Below are 15,070 nucleotides of genomic sequence, written 5' to 3' on the forward strand. Positions count from 1 at the left end.
AAAGGGGGAACGTAACATGCCGATGAAAATTAGTGAAGAAAAGTTTTTTGGACGAGTCGATAAAGGATTAGAAAATTCGTTTATGCGAAATGCGATGGTGTCTGCGCAAGAACGGCTGAAAAATAAAAAGTTAGATGCGCAAGAAGAACTTGGAAACTGGGAAGAATGGCGTAATCTAGCGGAGGAGATCCGCCAACATACTCTGGAAAATTTAGATTATTATTTAGATGAGTTAACAGAAAACGTAGTGAAACAGGGCGGGCATGTGTTTTTTGCGCAAACCGCTGAAGAAGCGAATGAATATATAACAAACATCGCCAAGCAAAAAAACGCCAAAAAAGTCATTAAATCAAAATCAATGGTTACTGAAGAAATTAGTATGAATGACGCGCTAGAGCAAATCGGTTGTGAAGTGATTGAATCAGACTTAGGTGAATACATCTTACAAATTGATGACCATGACCCACCATCACATATCGTCGCCCCGGCCTTACACAAAAACAAAGAGCAAATCCGTGATACATTTTCAGTGAAAAAAGGATACACAAAAACAGAAAAACCCGAAGAATTAGCGCTTTTTGCAAGAGAACAGCTCCGCAAAGAATTTCTAGAAGCTGACCTTGGAATTACAGGTTGTAATTTTGCCGTCGCCGAATCAGGAGCGATTTCTCTCGTAACAAATGAAGGGAATGCTCGATTATCGACAACATTACCGAAAACACAAATTACAGTCATGGGGATGGAGCGCATTGTTCCGACATGGGAAGAACTTGATATTTTAGTGAGCATGTTATGCCGGAGTGCTGTCGGGCAGAAGTTAACGAGTTATATTACAGGTTTAACAGGACCGAAAGAAGAAGGAGATGTCGATGGACCGGAAGAATTTCATCTTGTCATCGTTGATAATGGTCGGTCCAATATTTTAGGAACCGAGTTTCAATCTGTGCTTCAATGTATTCGCTGTGCCGCCTGTATTAACGTTTGTCCAATTTACCGTCATATCGGTGGACATTCATATGGCTCAATTTACCCTGGCCCAATCGGAGCGGTATTATCTCCGCTATTAGGGGGATATGACGATTATAAAGAACTGCCATATGCCTCAAGCTTATGTGCTGCTTGTACTGAAGCATGTCCTGTAAAAATTCCATTGCACGAACTTTTAATTAAACATCGCAGAAACATTGTGGAAGACTATGGCAAAGCAGCATTTGGTGAGAAGCTTGCGATGAAAGGATTCTCGTTAGCAGCAAGCAATCCGAAAATCTTCTCCTTTGGCTCAAAAGCAGCCCCAATGATGATGAGTCCACTCGTATCAGAAGGGAAAGTAAAAAAAGGCCCAGGTCCAATTAAACCGTGGACAGATATTCGTGATTTCCCTGAACCGAGCAAACAATCATTCCGCGAATGGTTTAAAAAGCGAGAAAAAGGAGGGGAAACGTCGTGACAAAAGGAACAGTTCAAAACAAAGACAAGTTTTTACAAACAGTTGCCAAAAGCCTTGGTCGAGAACGACGAACGGAAAATGTATCTCGTCCACAATGGACACATCGCCCACAATGGGATGTGTTTAAAGGGAAAACTGAAGATGAATTAGTCGACATCCTTGCTAAACAATGTGAAAACATTCATACCGATATGGTGAAAACAACAGCTGACCAACTGCAAACAGCTCTTGATGATGTCATTAACGGCTATGAAGCGAATTCAGTGATAAGTTGGGATGACCCGCGGTTTGAAGAATATGGGGTAACCAAGTATTTTGAAGAAGCAAAAGCAAAAGGAAAGTCTATTCATACGTGGGACACTGCGATGGGAGAAGAAAACATTACAATCGCTGAAAAAGCAAATGTCGGGATTACGTTTTCAGATATAACATTAGCAGAATCAGGAACAGTTGTATTGTTAAGCAATAGTGGCAAAGGACGCTCAGTCAGCTTATTGCCAACGTTTTATGTTGCTATCATTCCAAAAAGTACGATTGTCCCGCGGATGACACAAGCAACAAGTTATATTCACAAACTTCAACAAGAACAAGGAAAAGTACCATCTTGTATTAATTTTATTTCTGGTCCGAGTAATAGTGCCGATATTGAAATGAATCTTGTTGTCGGTGTTCATGGACCGATTCAGGCGACGTATATTGTTGTGACGGATAAATAAAACGGAGAGTGTGTGGGGCGAAAGGTGAGTGGGAAAGGTGAAGTGCACTTCGTAACGGACATTTGTTCCGTTATTCCCTCTAAAACTAGTGATTTCCAAAGCGGAACGGACATCTGTTCCGCTATCTTACCGTTTCCACAGTCATTCCTGCAGTAAAACGTCCAATAGCGGAACAAATGTCCGATACGATCAGGAAATAAGGCTATTTCTATAATATAACGGAACAGATGTCCGTTCCGGTTTCATTGCTTTTCTTTTTTTATATCATCAACGACTTTTTCGGCCGCACGTCGAAACAAATTACTCATATGAATAAGAGAAGTAATGAGTAGTACTTTTTCTAAATAAACTTTTTCTTCCTCACTAAATGAATCTACTTCTTTTTCCACTTCTTTTATCCGTTCCTCAAGATCCTGTTTAAATCTGTCCGCATTATTTGATGTCACGCTCACATAACTTTGATAAAACGATTCAATGTCGAGAGCATCATTTTCAATGTTTTCATTCGTTTGTTCAAATGTATCGCGGATGTCATTAATCGATAAGCCACCTTTTAATTGATAAATTAAACTAATTAAAATGAGGTGTTCTTTTGAATATTTTTTATTTTTTATCGGAAAAAACAATTTCCCTTTTGCATAGTTGTTAATCATCGTTTTTGTTAACACTTTATCATCTTTATATCGTTTTGAATGACCAAACTTGTTCTCGAATAGTTGAATCACTTGGTCCATATACAAATCGATATTCGGCATATCTTCGAGCAGAAGCTTATCATCCATTTGAAATTGTTTGAAAATCTCTTCTAGATTCGTCATCTTCACTTTCCCTCAACTTTATTTTTATAAAATAAGTGTAGCGTGAAAAATTGCAATTGTAAATATTGACTACACCATACTATAGGTGTAATATGATAAGTAGTTATTAAAACTACATAATAAAGTTAAGGGGTAATAAATATGAATAACTATATTCGAGAGCCGATTAACGGATTTACGCATTTAGCAGGAGCAGTTTTTGCCTTTTTTGGATTGTTAGCGATGGTCATTAAAGCAGCGAGCTCAGATGGAACGATTCTTGATATTGCGGCTGTCATCGTTTTTGGAATTAGTATGATCTTACTTTATTCAGCATCAGCAACTTATCATATGGTGATCGCCAAAGATAAAGTTATCGCCTTTTTACGCCGTATTGACCACTCGATGATATTTGTATTAATTGCTGGAACGTACACTCCTTTTTGTTTAATCAGTTTAAATGGAGTGACAGGTTGGGTTATTTTTTCAATCGTTTCATTGATTGGAATAAGTGGAGTGTTATTTAAAATGATTTGGTTCCAATGTCCTCGTTGGATTTCAACTGCTTTATATATTGGTATGGGTTGGATTATAATTTTTGCGGTAACACCGTTGTCAGAAACTTTAAGTAGTAAGGGATTGTTATTGCTTATTGGTGGAGGGTTGCTGTATACAATTGGTGGCGTTATTTATGGCCTAAAGCCAAAATTTCTACAAATTAAAAGCATGGGATTTCATGAAATTTTCCACATTTTTATTTTGTTAGGCAGCTTTGCTCATTTTTTATGTGTGTATATGTATGTGTTGTAGATGAATGAATTTAAACCGAAAAACGCTTGGACAATAAAAATGCCCAAGCGTTTTTGGGTTTAAGTAATATTCAGTATCAATTTTAGTTGAAATATAGTTTTACTAGTTCTTGAACGGATAAATGATTTGGGTTAGTCATCTCAATAAAATATTCTAACTGCCATTTTTGTGTTTCAATCGCTTGTTTGCTAGTTGGTTTTTCCCAACTAGGATAAACTCGAATTGCCATTTTTCCTTTTGTATTGTTTGTTTTTAGGATATTTTGTTTTACAAGAACTTCTTTTGGAAAAATGAATTGTCCGAAGTTATTTTTACTAGTAAAAGTATTGATAACTAATAAATCAGTAGCCTTTTCAAATGAAAAGGCTTGGTTTTTATTATTCTTATCTTTTTCCCAAAAGGCAACAAACTGTCCTATCTTAGTAGGTGTTTTTTTTGCGACTCTAAATCTAACTGATATTGAGTTTAGCTGAAATGTACCCGCTCCATAATCTGAATTTTGAACTTCTTCTCTTATAGCTTTTATAACGAAGCCACTTGGCTCGTAAAAGTTTTTGTTTACATATGATAACGCCCTATAAAATTCATTCACTTGTTTACCCCTTATATTATTAAAATCAATGGTTGCCTAGTTTTAACATAGTATCTCGTAAAGTCATTGAACTGTACTTCACATGTTCTACATTTATATTAACATAAAATGACAATTTATCACTTGGTATAAAATGAAATCAACTGATATATAGAAAAACTGGAGCTCTTTTTACATTACAAGTAAAACTAGAAAAAAATAATAAGTTAAAGTAATGTAATGAAAAAGAGGTGTTACTAATACTACTGTTAGTTTCTATTGGTGTGATATTTACTATAAATTGCAATAGGAGGTATAAATGACAAAAGAAAAACGACCACTAACCATTTCGATTGCGGGTGTTTCTGGTGGAGGAAAAACGTCAGTTACACAAGAGTTAAATGCTTTGTTACATAAGTCAAAGATGCTTTCTTTTGATGACTATGATTTTGAAGGTCCTCATGACATCATAGATTGGGTTGATAGGGGAGCTAACTATGATGAATGGAACTTAGACCCTCTCATTCAAGATATTGAAGCGCTACATTCTGAGCCACTTAATTATATTTTATTAGATTACCCTTTTGCTTATAAACATACAAAAATAAAGGATTTGATTGACGTCACAGTATTTATAGACACTCCATTAGATATTGCTATGGCAAGACGCATTATGAGAGATTGTAAAAACAGTTCCACTGAATCGATAATAGCTGATATGGAAAATTACGTTTCTCGTGGCCGGCGAGGGTATGTTGAGATGCTACACACAATAAAACCAAATTCAGACATCATTGTTGATGGGATCTTATCGACTGCAAAACTAGTAAGGGAAATAAAAGTTAGAATAGAAGAGAACTAGGAGAGTTGCAAGTAGTAGCTTTTTTTATATGCACAATGGAAAAACATGTTAAAATAAGGTTAACGAATGTAGGTTAACGATGAACAGATTAAATATCATCACACTTGGGACAAAGGATATTGTAAAGTCGCATAATTTCTTTAAAAAGCTTGGCTTTGATACTTCAGTCAGTGGGCCAGAAACGGAGCCTGATATTATTTTCTTTAAAAATGAAGGAACTAAAATCGCCTTGTATCCAATAGAAGAACTCGCCAAAGATATTAATGAACATCACCCTCCGACAATAGCAAAGGGATTTCAAGGCATAACATTAGCTTATAATGCAAAATCACAGGACGAAGTTAATGAGGTGTTAAAAAAAGCTAAACTGGCTGGAGCGACAATTCAAAAAGAAGCTCAAAAGACAGACTGGGGTGGCTACGGAGGATATTTTACTGACCTTGATGGCTATTACTGGGAGGTCGCCTATGGAGAGATGTGGGAGTTTGATGAGTCGAATATGTTAATTATTCACGATGAGTAAAACTTATCAAGTAAAAAAAAATGAAAATAAGAGGTGGCACCATGTTTTTACGAATTGTAAATATTATTTTAGCATCAGCGTTTCTTTTAACTATTGCCTATAGATTTATTGTTGATAACACGTTTGAGCCTTTTCAAAACTTTTTCTTATACTTTGTTCCACTTTTATTTTTAATGGTCGGAATCGAGTATGCTAAAGAAAAACGAAAGCTAGGATTCTTCTATATATTTGTAGCTCTTTTTGGTTTTTTTGCAATCTTAATGGGGGCATTACAATAGTAGCTTAAAAGATTTAAAGGAGGAGATTTTTTGACGGATATTCAGTTGATTCAAACAGACAAACGAATGCTCGAAGGGATTGGGAGTTTTTGTCTTCGTAGCAAAAAGAAATCTCCTGGCTACATAAATAAAAATAAATGGCTTCATGACCGATTTGAGGAAGGGTTACGGTATATTCAATTGATTGATAATAAAAAACAAGTGGGATTTATTGAGTATACTGATTCTGAGCATTCTTCAAGAGTCGTTCATGCTGACAATTATAGTGTCATTCATTGTTTGTGGGTTAGTGAAACAGGGAAAGGCTATGGTTCAGAACTCATTAACAAATGTTTGCAAGATGCAAAACAACAAGGAAAACATGGGGTAGTTGTCGTAACAAACCCTAGTACTTCATGGACTCCAAGTAAAGAGATTTTTCTTAACAATGGCTTTACATTAATTGAGGAAGCGCCATACCAATTTGAATTACTTGTTTATCCGTTTGAAAAATCGCCCATCCTCCCATATTTCCCGACAAATTGGGAGGAGAGGCTAAAGAAATATAATAACTTAACAGTACTTCGTTCCTTCCAATGCCCATTTGTAGACGTTGCGACTGAGAATATAAAAGAAGGAGCAAAAAAACTAGGACTTGAAGTAACGATAATAAACATAAAGAGCAGAGAAGAGTTAATGGAACTATCCCCTACTCCATATGGTATCTTTTCTCTTATTTATAAAGGTAAACTTATTTCATTTCATCGATTGACTGTCCATTCGGTGACAAAAAGGATAATGGAACTATTGTAGTGGGCTTGTTTACTCTTCTATTTCAATATGTTTAATGATTTTTGCAGGGTTGCCGCCGACAACGACATTATCAGGTACATCTTTTGTCACGACTGCTCCTGAAGCAATGACGACATTGTCGCCGACGGTAACACCTGGATTTATAACGGCACTACCACCGATCCATACATTGTTCCCAAACGATATCGGTTTCGCATATTCTCTCCCTGAATTCCGTTCTATTGGATGGAGTGGATGTGTGGCTGTATAGATTTGCACGTTTGGTGCAAGCATACAATTATCACCAAATCGGACTTCACAAACATCTAATATGATACAGTCAAAGTTAGCAAAGAAATTTTCTCCTACATGAGTGTTATAACCATAATCAAACCGGATATTTGGCTCCATATAAACGTGTTCACCAGTGGAACCAAGCAAGTCTTTTAATAATTGTACCCGCTTTTCTCTTTCACTTTCTAATGTTTGATTATAAATCCTCACTTTTCGTCTTGCTTCTTCACGATCCTTAAGTAAAACTGGGTCAGCAGGATTGTACATTTCACCAGCCAACATTTTCTCTTTTTCCGTCTTCATTTTTTTACCTTCTTTCTGAAAGAAATCTTTCCATCTACTTGTTTATTTTAAATGGAATGAACATGAAAAGCGACTGATAACCAAATCCGAAGTGTTATGTTGTTCCATTGTTTGCAAAAACGATATATTTGCTGATGCGTAGTATTGATATAATAGTAATATCAAGGAAAAGTTAGGTGTGGTTTTCATGACTGTAATTACGCGAATTGTCGTTCAAAAAAACAATAAACAGCGCTATTCTATTTTTATTAATCGAGGACAAGGGGAAGAATACGGATTTAGTGTAGAAGAAGATGTTCTTATTTCTCAAGGCTTACAAAAAGGCTTGGAAATTGATGAGAATAAATTACAACAAGTATTGTATGAAGACCAAGTCCGAAAAGCATACAACATGGCGATTCAATATTTATCATATCGCTTGCGGACAGTTAAAGAATTAACCGACTATTTACATAAAAAAGAGTATGAAGCAGACATTATTACTAATGTTGTCGACCGAATAAAACAACATGGTTATGTTAACGATTTAGAGTTTGCTGAAATGTTTGTTCGGACAAGAATGTCAACGAGTGATAAAGGACCTATCGTCATTCGCCAAGAACTTCTCCAAAAAGGCGTAGCAGAAAAATGGATTGAACAAAGTTTACAACAGTATTCGTTTTTAGACCAAGTCGAAAAAGTGCTGGCCATCATACGAAAAAAAGAAAAGCAAACGAGTAAAGAATCAAAACAGCAACAAAAACAAAAAATATTTACTTATATTATCGCAAAAGGATTTTCAAGAGACAGTATAGAAACTGCTTGGAAACAACTAGAACCAGACGAAGAGGAAAAACAGAAAGAAAAAGAAGCGCTACAGTTTCAAGGTGAAAAAGCACTACGCAAATATAAACAATATCAAGGCAGAGAAAAAAACATGAAAATGAAACAATGGTTATATCGAAAAGGATTTTCGGTCTATGACATTGACTTGTTTTTAGAAGAAAACAAAGAGTAAAGAAATGTGGGGAGATTAAAATGAGCACATTAGTCGCACTAACTCCAATTATCGCTGTGTTATTATTTTTAGTCGTGTTACGGATGCCAGCAATAAAAGCGATGCCGATTAGTTTATTAGCTACGGCAGTATTAGCGTATCTTTATTGGAATGTCCCGTTCATTCAAATCATTGCGGCTTCATTAGAAGGGATCATTATAGGGGTATCGATTTTATATATTGTATTTGGTGCAATCTTATTATTAAATACTTTACAGCTAAGTGGAGCGATTGATACGATACGGAATAGCTTTATGGGGATTAGCCCTGACCGTCGTGTTCAATTATTGTTAATCGCTTGGCTGTTTGGTGCGTTTATTGAAGGGGCCGCTGGTTTTGGTACGCCAGCCGCGATTGCCGCACCACTACTTGTTGCCTTAGGCTTTCCACCGTTAGCTGCTGTTGTGCTTGCCTTAGTTGCAGACAGTAGTCCGGTTTCATTTGGAGCAGTTGGGACTCCGATTAATGTTGGAGTTGCACAAGGCTTGCAAGAAGGGAGTGCATTAGCTCCTGTTGTTAGTTCTTATGTGGAAGATGGAAATATGTTAGCTTATATTCAAGCCATAGGTGCGCAAGTGATGAGTATTGATATTTTTGTTGGAACCTTAATGCCACTCGTTTTAGTGTTACTATTAACAAAATGTTTTGGCGAAAACCGCTCTTTTAAAGAAGGGTTAGAAATATGGAAATTTGCGTTGTTTGCAGGTCTTTCTTTTACAGTACCAGCGCTTGTTGTAGCTGTCTTTTTAGGTCCTGAGTTCCCTTCTATTTTTGGAGGATTATTTGGGTTAGTTGTTGTTACATATGCAGCAAAAAAAGGTTTTCTTTTACCGAAGACAACATGGGATTTTCCTGAGAGAGAGAAATGGGAACAAGATTGGGTCGGTATAATCCGTCCTGGAGGAAAAGGAAAGCAGCTAAAGAAAAAACTACCTTTAATGATTGCTTGGATTCCGTATTTACTTGTTGGGCTATTCCTTGTGTTAACAAGAATCGAAGTGTTGCCACTTAAAGCATGGTTACAATCGGTTCAACTGTCATGGAATCAAATTTTAGGAACGTCAATAAGCACAAACTTGCAACCTTTATATTTACCAGGGATGATTTTTATCGTTGTATCCATCATTACGATATTTGTTCATAAAATGGCTATGAAAGACTTTTTCGAATCAGTAAAAATCTCTACGTCAACGATTGTAGGTACGGCAATAACATTGTTTACCGCAGTTCCGATGGTACGAATTTTTATTAATTCAGGAGTGAATGATGCAGGGTTAGCAAGCATGCCGATGGAATTAGCAAAAACAGCTGCAGATGTTTTCGGTGGAGCTTGGCCACTTGTTGCTCCTTTTATTGGTGCATTAGGGTCGTTTATATCAGGAAGTGCGACATTTAGTAATATGATGTTTTCATTATTTCAATTTAGTGTCGCTGACCAAACAGGCTTAAACCCTACAATGGTCGTAAGTTTACAAGTATTAGGATCAAATGCAGGCAATATGATTTGTGTTTTAAATGTAGTGGCTGCCGCTTCTGTTGTGGGACTACTCGGAAAAGAAGGGGCGATTATTCGCTTAACCTTATTGCCAATGCTGTATTATGCTTTATTTTCAGGAATCATTGGCATGGTGATGATTTTATTGTCATCGTAGTTCCTTTTTGTCTATAATAGAAAAAAGAGAGAATTGATTGCCCCATGGAGGCGAAGCACTAGTGGAAAAGCGTTACAGTGAAATGACCGAACATGAACTTAAAGAGGAAATAAGTCGACTTAACGAAAAAGCGAAAAAAGCAGAACAAATGGGAATGGTTTCTGAATTTGCTGTTTATGAAAGACGAATGGTTATGGCGAAAGCGTATTTATTAAACCCCGATGATTATAAGCCTGGAACAACATACGATTTTGTTGATGAAAGTGATACATTCACAATTGAATATATGAATGGTACGTTTGCTTGGGGATATCGTTCAAACAGTCAAGAAATTGAAGGTGTACCTATTTCACTTTTGAAAAATAAGTAATCAAAGGATGTTCCAAGCGGTTACCATTCGCAACCGTTAGAACATCCTTTCTTTATCCCTTAATGTTATCTGTGTCTTCTGTCCTCTGTGGATTGACGCATACGTTCTTGCGGATGGTCGCGAGTAGAACCATCAGGGCGTTTTGAAGAATATTCTTCTTTAGCAAATGGTTCACCATTAAATGACATTCGATTCGGAAAGCCTTTTGCTTTATTTCGCATGAAAACCCCTCCTTTTTTAATCGGTACATGATTAGTATTTGAAGGATTACTTTTGTTTATCATTGAAATTATTGTTAGGAGTGGAGAGAATGGATGAACGTTTTGAAAAATTGGCAAATCAATTATTAGAAAAAAATAATCAATTATCATACGGACAAGCGCGCGCCTGGGTAGAAGGAATGTGGGAAGATTTCGAAGCCACCTATGCAAAAGCAGGACGAACGTATAAAGGACAAGAGCTAACAGAACAAATCGTTCAAAAATGGATTCAACAATACGGCCCATCCTTACATGAATTCGCATCCAAAAACGAAAAATTCGCCCACCTCCTAAAAGACGACCACTTAAAACACTGAAAACAAAAGGGCGCACTTTCCCTTTTGTTTTCAGGAACGGGAGTGGAAGCCACTGCATCTTTTAAGCAGCCGAAGTGTTCTTCTTCGGAAGCGAGCAGAGGAGGGAACGACCAACAAAAGGACGCACTTTCCTTTTGTTTTCAGGAACGGGAGTGGAAGCCACTGCATCTTTTAAGCAGCCGAAGTGTTCTTCTTCGGAAGCGAGCAGAGGAGGGAACGACCAGCAAAAGGGCGCACTTTCCCTTTTGTTTTCAGGTAAAAAGCAAGCTACCCTATTTTCTTATTGGGTAGCTAAACTTAATTTTTGTTGTAATTTTTCTTCACTAAACACCCAACCTGTGTACGAGCTTATCACTTGGAGATTTTCGTTTAATTGGACAATGGCAACAAAAGGGTAATGGCCTTTACTTCGGTAACGTAAATCGATAAAGCGAACTTCAAGGTTCCCATTTTCCAATGTTTCCTTTTCCCATCGGTAAGCTGGAGAAAAAGATAAAAATGCTGATAAGTTTTTGTCCACGCGAGCTGCAGTAATAACTGGGTCATCAGGAATTGGTTCAAACGGATACGTTTCAAAAAAGTTAATTTCATGGTTTCTAGATTCAGCTACTTGCATTTTTTCAGGTGTGCGAATAACTAAATGCCATTTGTTATATTTCATCGTTGGTGAAACAAATACATGAGTTGCATTAGGCAGTAACGACTTAGCGTGACGGACGACTTTTTGTTTTGCTGAGATACGCCACAAATAGTAAAAAATAAGAATGATATACAACACAAGAAATGTAATCCCTGGCTCAGCCATTCCGTAACCCCAAATAAAAATGGCAAAGACATGACTTAAAAAAATAAAAGGGTCAAAAATATTGATGACACCAAGAGCAACCCATCTGTTTGAAAAAGGACGAAGCGCTTGTGTTCCATACGCATTAAATATATCAACAAACACATGCAAAAATACCGCTAAAAACGTCCAAAGCCATAAATGGAGATAGTTAACTTCAGGTGTTATCATCGCAAGTCCTCCGACAATAATAAATGGCCATATAAGGAGAGCGGGGATGGAATGCGTAATGCCACGATGGTTTCTTATATAAGTTGCATTGTTTCTTAATTTCAGTACGGTGTCAAAGTCAGGTGCTTGGGAGCCAATGATGGCAGCGACCATAACCGACTGTTTCATAACAGGGTCATTTGCAATAACTGGGTCAAGTGTTGCTAGTCCACCAATCGCGATGCCCATGACGACGTGAGTACCTGTATCCATCTTTTTAGTAGCCTCCTTCTCAGACGTCAAAATATATGTATGCTTTTTATTTTTCCTTGTTGTAGGCAAAACCATACTTTAGTTATACCCGATTTTTTAAACTTTAAAAAGGGGGAAATGAAGAACATGACAGAATCTTTACAAATTTTCATGGAATACAAAGTTTTACCACAAAAAATTAAGGAATATGAACAAGCAATGAAGAATATTTTAGAGCTTTTACCTGAGTATGAAGCAAGTGATATAGAGTGGTATGTCGCCGCTGACCAAGGAGCGCTTTACGTTGAGATGTTTACGTTGCCAACGAAATCACATTACCATGTGTTGAAAAAATTACGGCAGTCGGATGAGCATCCAGTATTTGGTCAAATCGCGCCATGTATAGATGGGGGAAGCGAGAAAATTCATTGCTGGGCCTTTTATAAAAAGTCGAAATAAAGAAAGCGGAGGTCATGAAGTTGATTGAGGAGATAATGAGGGAGTTTGACAGCAAGAGCTTTACAGATCAACTAATCACATGGTATGAAGGGGAAAAGCGAGATTTACCATGGCGAGAAAATGGGGATCCTTACCGCGTTTGGGTTTCAGAAATTATGCTTCAACAAACAAGAGTAGAAACGGTCATTCCTTATTTTAATAATTTTATATATCAGTTTCCGACGATTGAAGCACTGGCTTCAGCTGAGGAAGAAAAAGTGTTAAAAGCATGGGAAGGGCTTGGTTATTATTCGCGAGTTAGAAATTTACAAGCCGCGGTACGAGAAGTAGCAGAATCATACGGAGGAAAAGTACCGAATACTAAAGAAGAAATTTCGAAATTAAAAGGGGTAGGTCCATATACTGCGGGGGCAATTTTAAGTATTGCTTATAATGTACCTGAGCCTGCTGTCGATGGAAATGTAATGAGAGTTTTATCTAGAGTCCTTTTAATTGAAGAAGATATTGCAAAAGTAAAAACACGTAAATTGTTTGAGGATGCTGTTAGAGAACTGATTTCAAAAGAAAAGCCGTCTGAGTTTAATCAAGGGATTATGGAATTAGGCGCTTTAATTTGTACACCGAAATCACCTGGCTGTTTGCTTTGTCCTGTTCGGGATGCGTGCCGCGCTTATGCCCAAGGAGTTCAAAAAGAACTTCCTATTAAACAAAAGAAAAAGCAACCTAGACATGTTGACATCGCAGCAGCTGTTATTCGCAATGAAGATGGACAAGTTCTAATTCATCGGCGCGGTGAAGATGGACTATTGGCGAAGCTATGGGAATTTCCAAATCATGAAACTTTGAATGTGGAAGCTCAAACAGAAGAATTACAAGGTTTTTTAAAAGAACAATATGAGATTGATGTTAAAATAAATAAGAATCCCGTACAAACAGTTGTACACACGTTTTCTCATTTAGTTTGGAATATCACCGTATATGAAGCAACATTACAAAATGATGCGAGAGAGAAGGATGATGTCAAATTTGTTTCGAATAAAACAATTGAAGCATATCCGTTCCCTGTTTCTCATCAAAAAATAATTGAAGCAAATGTATAAGGAAGTGATGGAGTGGAGTTAGGATTAAAAGGAAAAGTTGTTGTTGTAACAGGAGGCTCAAAAGGAATCGGTAAAGGCATTGCAGCTGCGTTTTTACAAGAAGGAGCAAAAGTAGCGATTATTGCCAGGAATCAAGCAAGCTTAGAGGAAGCAAAAGCTGAGCTTGGTTCAGTTTCTTTGTATCAAGCAGATGTAACGAATCAAGAACAGCGAAACGAAGTGTTTGATGCGATTATAAAAGATTTTAAACAAATTGATATTCTGATTAATAATGCTGGCGGAAGTAATGGGAGTACAATAGCGGAAACCGACCTTTCTTTATTTGAAGAAGCAATGCAGCTTAATTTCTTTTCCGCTGTTGAATGTAGTAAGCTCGTATTGCCGATAATGAAGGAAAAAAAGTCTGGGGTCATTATTAATATTTCCTCTGTATTTGGACGTGAATCAGGTGGAAAACCTACATACAATAGTGCGAAAGCTGCGATGATTAGTTTCACGAAATCAATGGCAGATGAAGTTATAAAAGATGGAATCAGAGTAAATGGGGTAGCCCCTGGTTCTATTTTACATCCAACAGGTAACTGGCAACGGAGATTAGAAGAAAACCCAGAAAAAATCGAAAAATTTGTCCAAGATGAAATTCCTGCCGGGCGATTTGGAACAGTAGAAGAAATCGCAAATGTTGTCTTGTTTTTAGCTAGTGGAAAAGCATCTTGGGTTGTTGGAGCAACAGTAAATGTCGATGGTGGCCAATCAAAAGCAAATTTTTAACTAGAGAAAAGTGTGGTGTCGAAAGTGAAGTTAGATGAGACAGACCGCAAGATTTTAGAACTCCTGACAGAGGATGGGAGAATGTCGTATGTTGATATTGGAAAAGCATTAGGGTTATCACGTGTATCTGTTCGAGACAGAGTTGAACAAATGAAGAAAAGTGGGATTATCGAGAAATTTAGTGTTGTCATTAACTCGGATATGGCTGGAAAACAAGTGTCGGCTTTTTTCGAAGTCGATTGTAAACCATCGTCATTAGTGGAAGTTGCTCAAGCGTTGGCTGATAACCCGAACGTCGCGAGCTGTTATCAAATGACAGGTCCGAGTACATTACATATGCACGTCTTAGTGGAAGATTTCAAAAGTCTAGAAAAATTTATTAATCACGAACTGTACGATTTGGATGGCATTACGAGGGTGGAAAGTCATATTCTATTACGAAGATTTAAAAGCCGAACAGGGTTAAAGTTATAGTAAAGGAGTTTTG

Annotated in this window: 20 protein-coding genes; 15 read left to right on the plus strand and 5 right to left on the minus strand. The window is 37.1% G+C overall.

Going from position 1 to position 15,070, the window contains the following annotated elements; genetic code table 11:
- Positions 1–16 precede the first annotated feature (16 nt).
- Both T323_RS0124740 and T323_RS0124745 read left to right on the plus strand, forming a co-directional pair.
- Entirely contained in the window at positions 17–1,447 is a 1,431-nt protein-coding gene (locus T323_RS0124740) for a LutB/LldF family L-lactate oxidation iron-sulfur protein (protein WP_026675655.1), read from the plus strand.
- Complete coding sequence (locus T323_RS0124745) at positions 1,444–2,163, plus strand: LutC/YkgG family protein (RefSeq protein WP_026675656.1); 720 nt, start codon at positions 1,444–1,446, stop codon at positions 2,161–2,163. Before T323_RS0124740 ends, T323_RS0124745 begins: the two co-directional genes overlap by 4 nt.
- A 242-nt stretch (positions 2,164–2,405) precedes the next feature.
- Here T323_RS0124745 and T323_RS0124750 read toward each other — a convergent pair whose 3' ends face one another.
- Positions 2,406–2,981, minus strand: a complete 576-nt coding sequence (locus tag T323_RS0124750) for a DUF1836 domain-containing protein (protein WP_026675657.1) — start codon at positions 2,979–2,981, stop codon at positions 2,406–2,408.
- Between the two features lie 141 nt (positions 2,982–3,122).
- Between T323_RS0124750 and trhA the strand changes: the two genes are divergently transcribed.
- The gene (gene trhA, locus T323_RS0124755) at positions 3,123–3,770 is read left to right on the plus strand and encodes a PAQR family membrane homeostasis protein TrhA (RefSeq protein ID WP_026675658.1); all 648 of its coding nucleotides are present in this window, start codon (positions 3,123–3,125) and stop codon (positions 3,768–3,770) included.
- Between the two features lie 82 nt (positions 3,771–3,852).
- On the opposite strand, the gene T323_RS0124760 is transcribed toward trhA, so the two are convergent.
- Positions 3,853–4,362, minus strand: a complete 510-nt coding sequence (locus tag T323_RS0124760; protein WP_026675659.1) for a MepB family protein — start codon at positions 4,360–4,362, stop codon at positions 3,853–3,855.
- A 298-nt stretch (positions 4,363–4,660) separates the two neighbouring features.
- On the opposite strand from T323_RS0124760, the gene T323_RS0124765 reads away from it, so the two are divergent.
- The 4 genes from T323_RS0124765 to T323_RS0124780 all read left to right on the plus strand — a co-directional run bounded on the left by T323_RS0124765 (position 4,661) and on the right by T323_RS0124780 (position 6,796).
- Positions 4,661–5,203, plus strand: coding sequence for a nucleoside/nucleotide kinase family protein (locus T323_RS0124765; RefSeq protein WP_026675660.1), 543 nt, complete (start codon positions 4,661–4,663; stop codon positions 5,201–5,203).
- A 79-nt stretch (positions 5,204–5,282) separates the two neighbouring features.
- Positions 5,283–5,726, plus strand: coding sequence for a VOC family protein (locus tag T323_RS0124770; protein WP_026675661.1), 444 nt, complete (start codon positions 5,283–5,285; stop codon positions 5,724–5,726).
- Between the two features lie 41 nt (positions 5,727–5,767).
- The gene (locus tag T323_RS0124775; protein WP_026675662.1) at positions 5,768–6,004 is read left to right on the plus strand and encodes a hypothetical protein; all 237 of its coding nucleotides are present in this window, start codon (positions 5,768–5,770) and stop codon (positions 6,002–6,004) included.
- 30 nt (positions 6,005–6,034) lie between these two features.
- The gene (locus T323_RS0124780; RefSeq protein ID WP_026675663.1) at positions 6,035–6,796 is read left to right on the plus strand and encodes a GNAT family N-acetyltransferase; all 762 of its coding nucleotides are present in this window, start codon (positions 6,035–6,037) and stop codon (positions 6,794–6,796) included.
- Between the two features lie 9 nt (positions 6,797–6,805).
- On the opposite strand, the gene T323_RS0124785 is transcribed toward T323_RS0124780, so the two are convergent.
- Positions 6,806–7,372 (minus strand): sugar O-acetyltransferase, encoded by a 567-nt coding sequence (locus T323_RS0124785; RefSeq protein ID WP_026675664.1) that lies wholly within the window; start codon positions 7,370–7,372, stop codon positions 6,806–6,808.
- Positions 7,373–7,559: 187 nt separating this feature from the next.
- Here T323_RS0124785 and recX point away from each other — a divergent pair, with 187 nt between their 5' ends.
- The 3 genes from recX to T323_RS0124800 all read left to right on the plus strand — a co-directional run bounded on the left by recX (position 7,560) and on the right by T323_RS0124800 (position 10,430).
- Positions 7,560–8,369: a recombination regulator RecX gene (gene recX / locus T323_RS0124790; protein WP_026675665.1), complete on the plus strand. Its 810-nt coding sequence runs from the start codon at positions 7,560–7,562 to the stop codon at positions 8,367–8,369.
- 20 nt (positions 8,370–8,389) lie between these two features.
- Entirely contained in the window at positions 8,390–10,060 is a 1,671-nt protein-coding gene (locus T323_RS27655) for an L-lactate permease (protein WP_051556720.1), read from the plus strand.
- 61 nt (positions 10,061–10,121) lie between these two features.
- A complete protein-coding gene (locus tag T323_RS0124800) occupies positions 10,122–10,430 on the plus strand; it encodes a YfhH family protein (protein ID WP_026675666.1) in 309 nt (102 codons plus the stop codon).
- Between the two features lie 65 nt (positions 10,431–10,495).
- Here T323_RS0124800 and sspK read toward each other — a convergent pair whose 3' ends face one another.
- Positions 10,496–10,651 (minus strand): small, acid-soluble spore protein K, encoded by a 156-nt coding sequence (gene sspK, locus T323_RS28625; protein ID WP_084309405.1) that lies wholly within the window; start codon positions 10,649–10,651, stop codon positions 10,496–10,498.
- Positions 10,652–10,740: 89 nt separating this feature from the next.
- Between sspK and T323_RS0124810 the strand changes: the two genes are divergently transcribed.
- Entirely contained in the window at positions 10,741–11,007 is a 267-nt protein-coding gene (locus T323_RS0124810; protein ID WP_026675667.1) for a YfhJ family protein, read from the plus strand.
- Positions 11,008–11,287: 280 nt separating this feature from the next.
- Here T323_RS0124810 and T323_RS0124820 read toward each other — a convergent pair whose 3' ends face one another.
- Positions 11,288–12,274, minus strand: coding sequence for a metal-dependent hydrolase (locus T323_RS0124820; RefSeq protein ID WP_026675669.1), 987 nt, complete (start codon positions 12,272–12,274; stop codon positions 11,288–11,290).
- Between the two features lie 126 nt (positions 12,275–12,400).
- On the opposite strand from T323_RS0124820, the gene T323_RS0124825 reads away from it, so the two are divergent.
- Genes T323_RS0124825 through T323_RS0124840 form a run of 4 tightly spaced genes read left to right on the plus strand, consistent with a single transcriptional unit; the run spans position 12,401 to position 15,057 of the window.
- A complete protein-coding gene (locus T323_RS0124825; protein ID WP_026675670.1) occupies positions 12,401–12,712 on the plus strand; it encodes a hypothetical protein in 312 nt (103 codons plus the stop codon).
- 14 nt (positions 12,713–12,726) lie between these two features.
- The gene (mutY, locus tag T323_RS0124830; RefSeq protein ID WP_026675671.1) at positions 12,727–13,812 is read left to right on the plus strand and encodes an A/G-specific adenine glycosylase; all 1,086 of its coding nucleotides are present in this window, start codon (positions 12,727–12,729) and stop codon (positions 13,810–13,812) included.
- A gap of 12 nt (positions 13,813–13,824) precedes the next feature.
- On the plus strand, positions 13,825–14,583 hold the full coding sequence (locus tag T323_RS0124835; protein ID WP_026675672.1) for an SDR family NAD(P)-dependent oxidoreductase: 759 nt from the start codon (positions 13,825–13,827) through the stop codon (positions 14,581–14,583).
- Between the two features lie 24 nt (positions 14,584–14,607).
- A complete protein-coding gene (locus T323_RS0124840) occupies positions 14,608–15,057 on the plus strand; it encodes an Lrp/AsnC family transcriptional regulator (RefSeq protein WP_026675673.1) in 450 nt (149 codons plus the stop codon).
- The last annotated feature ends 13 nt before the right edge of the window (positions 15,058–15,070 follow it).

This window comes from Alkalihalobacillus bogoriensis ATCC BAA-922, assembly GCF_000621445.1.
GTDB lineage: Bacteria > Bacillota > Bacilli > Bacillales > Bacillaceae_F > Bacillus_AO > Bacillus_AO bogoriense.

Excerpts from the sequence above, each read along its gene's own strand:
- T323_RS0124765 (WP_026675660.1), top strand. The coding sequence starts at position 4,661 with ATGACAAAAGAAAAACGACCACTAACCATTTCGATTGCGGGTGTTTCT.
- T323_RS0124785 (WP_026675664.1), bottom strand. The coding sequence starts at position 7,372 with ATGAAGACGGAAAAAGAGAAAATGTTGGCTGGTGAAATGTACAATCCT.
- T323_RS0124825 (WP_026675670.1), top strand. The coding sequence starts at position 12,401 with ATGACAGAATCTTTACAAATTTTCATGGAATACAAAGTTTTACCACAA.
- T323_RS0124740 (WP_026675655.1), top strand. The coding sequence starts at position 17 with ATGCCGATGAAAATTAGTGAAGAAAAGTTTTTTGGACGAGTCGATAAA.
- T323_RS27655 (WP_051556720.1), top strand. The coding sequence starts at position 8,390 with ATGAGCACATTAGTCGCACTAACTCCAATTATCGCTGTGTTATTATTT.
- T323_RS0124810 (WP_026675667.1), top strand. The coding sequence starts at position 10,741 with ATGGATGAACGTTTTGAAAAATTGGCAAATCAATTATTAGAAAAAAAT.
- T323_RS0124750 (WP_026675657.1), bottom strand. The coding sequence starts at position 2,981 with ATGACGAATCTAGAAGAGATTTTCAAACAATTTCAAATGGATGATAAG.
- mutY (WP_026675671.1), top strand. The coding sequence starts at position 12,727 with ATGAAGTTGATTGAGGAGATAATGAGGGAGTTTGACAGCAAGAGCTTT.
- sspK (WP_084309405.1), bottom strand. The coding sequence starts at position 10,651 with ATGCGAAATAAAGCAAAAGGCTTTCCGAATCGAATGTCATTTAATGGT.
- trhA (WP_026675658.1), top strand. The coding sequence starts at position 3,123 with ATGAATAACTATATTCGAGAGCCGATTAACGGATTTACGCATTTAGCA.
- T323_RS0124775 (WP_026675662.1), top strand. The coding sequence starts at position 5,768 with ATGTTTTTACGAATTGTAAATATTATTTTAGCATCAGCGTTTCTTTTA.
- recX (WP_026675665.1), top strand. The coding sequence starts at position 7,560 with ATGACTGTAATTACGCGAATTGTCGTTCAAAAAAACAATAAACAGCGC.
- T323_RS0124770 (WP_026675661.1), top strand. The coding sequence starts at position 5,283 with ATGAACAGATTAAATATCATCACACTTGGGACAAAGGATATTGTAAAG.
- T323_RS0124820 (WP_026675669.1), bottom strand. The coding sequence starts at position 12,274 with ATGGATACAGGTACTCACGTCGTCATGGGCATCGCGATTGGTGGACTA.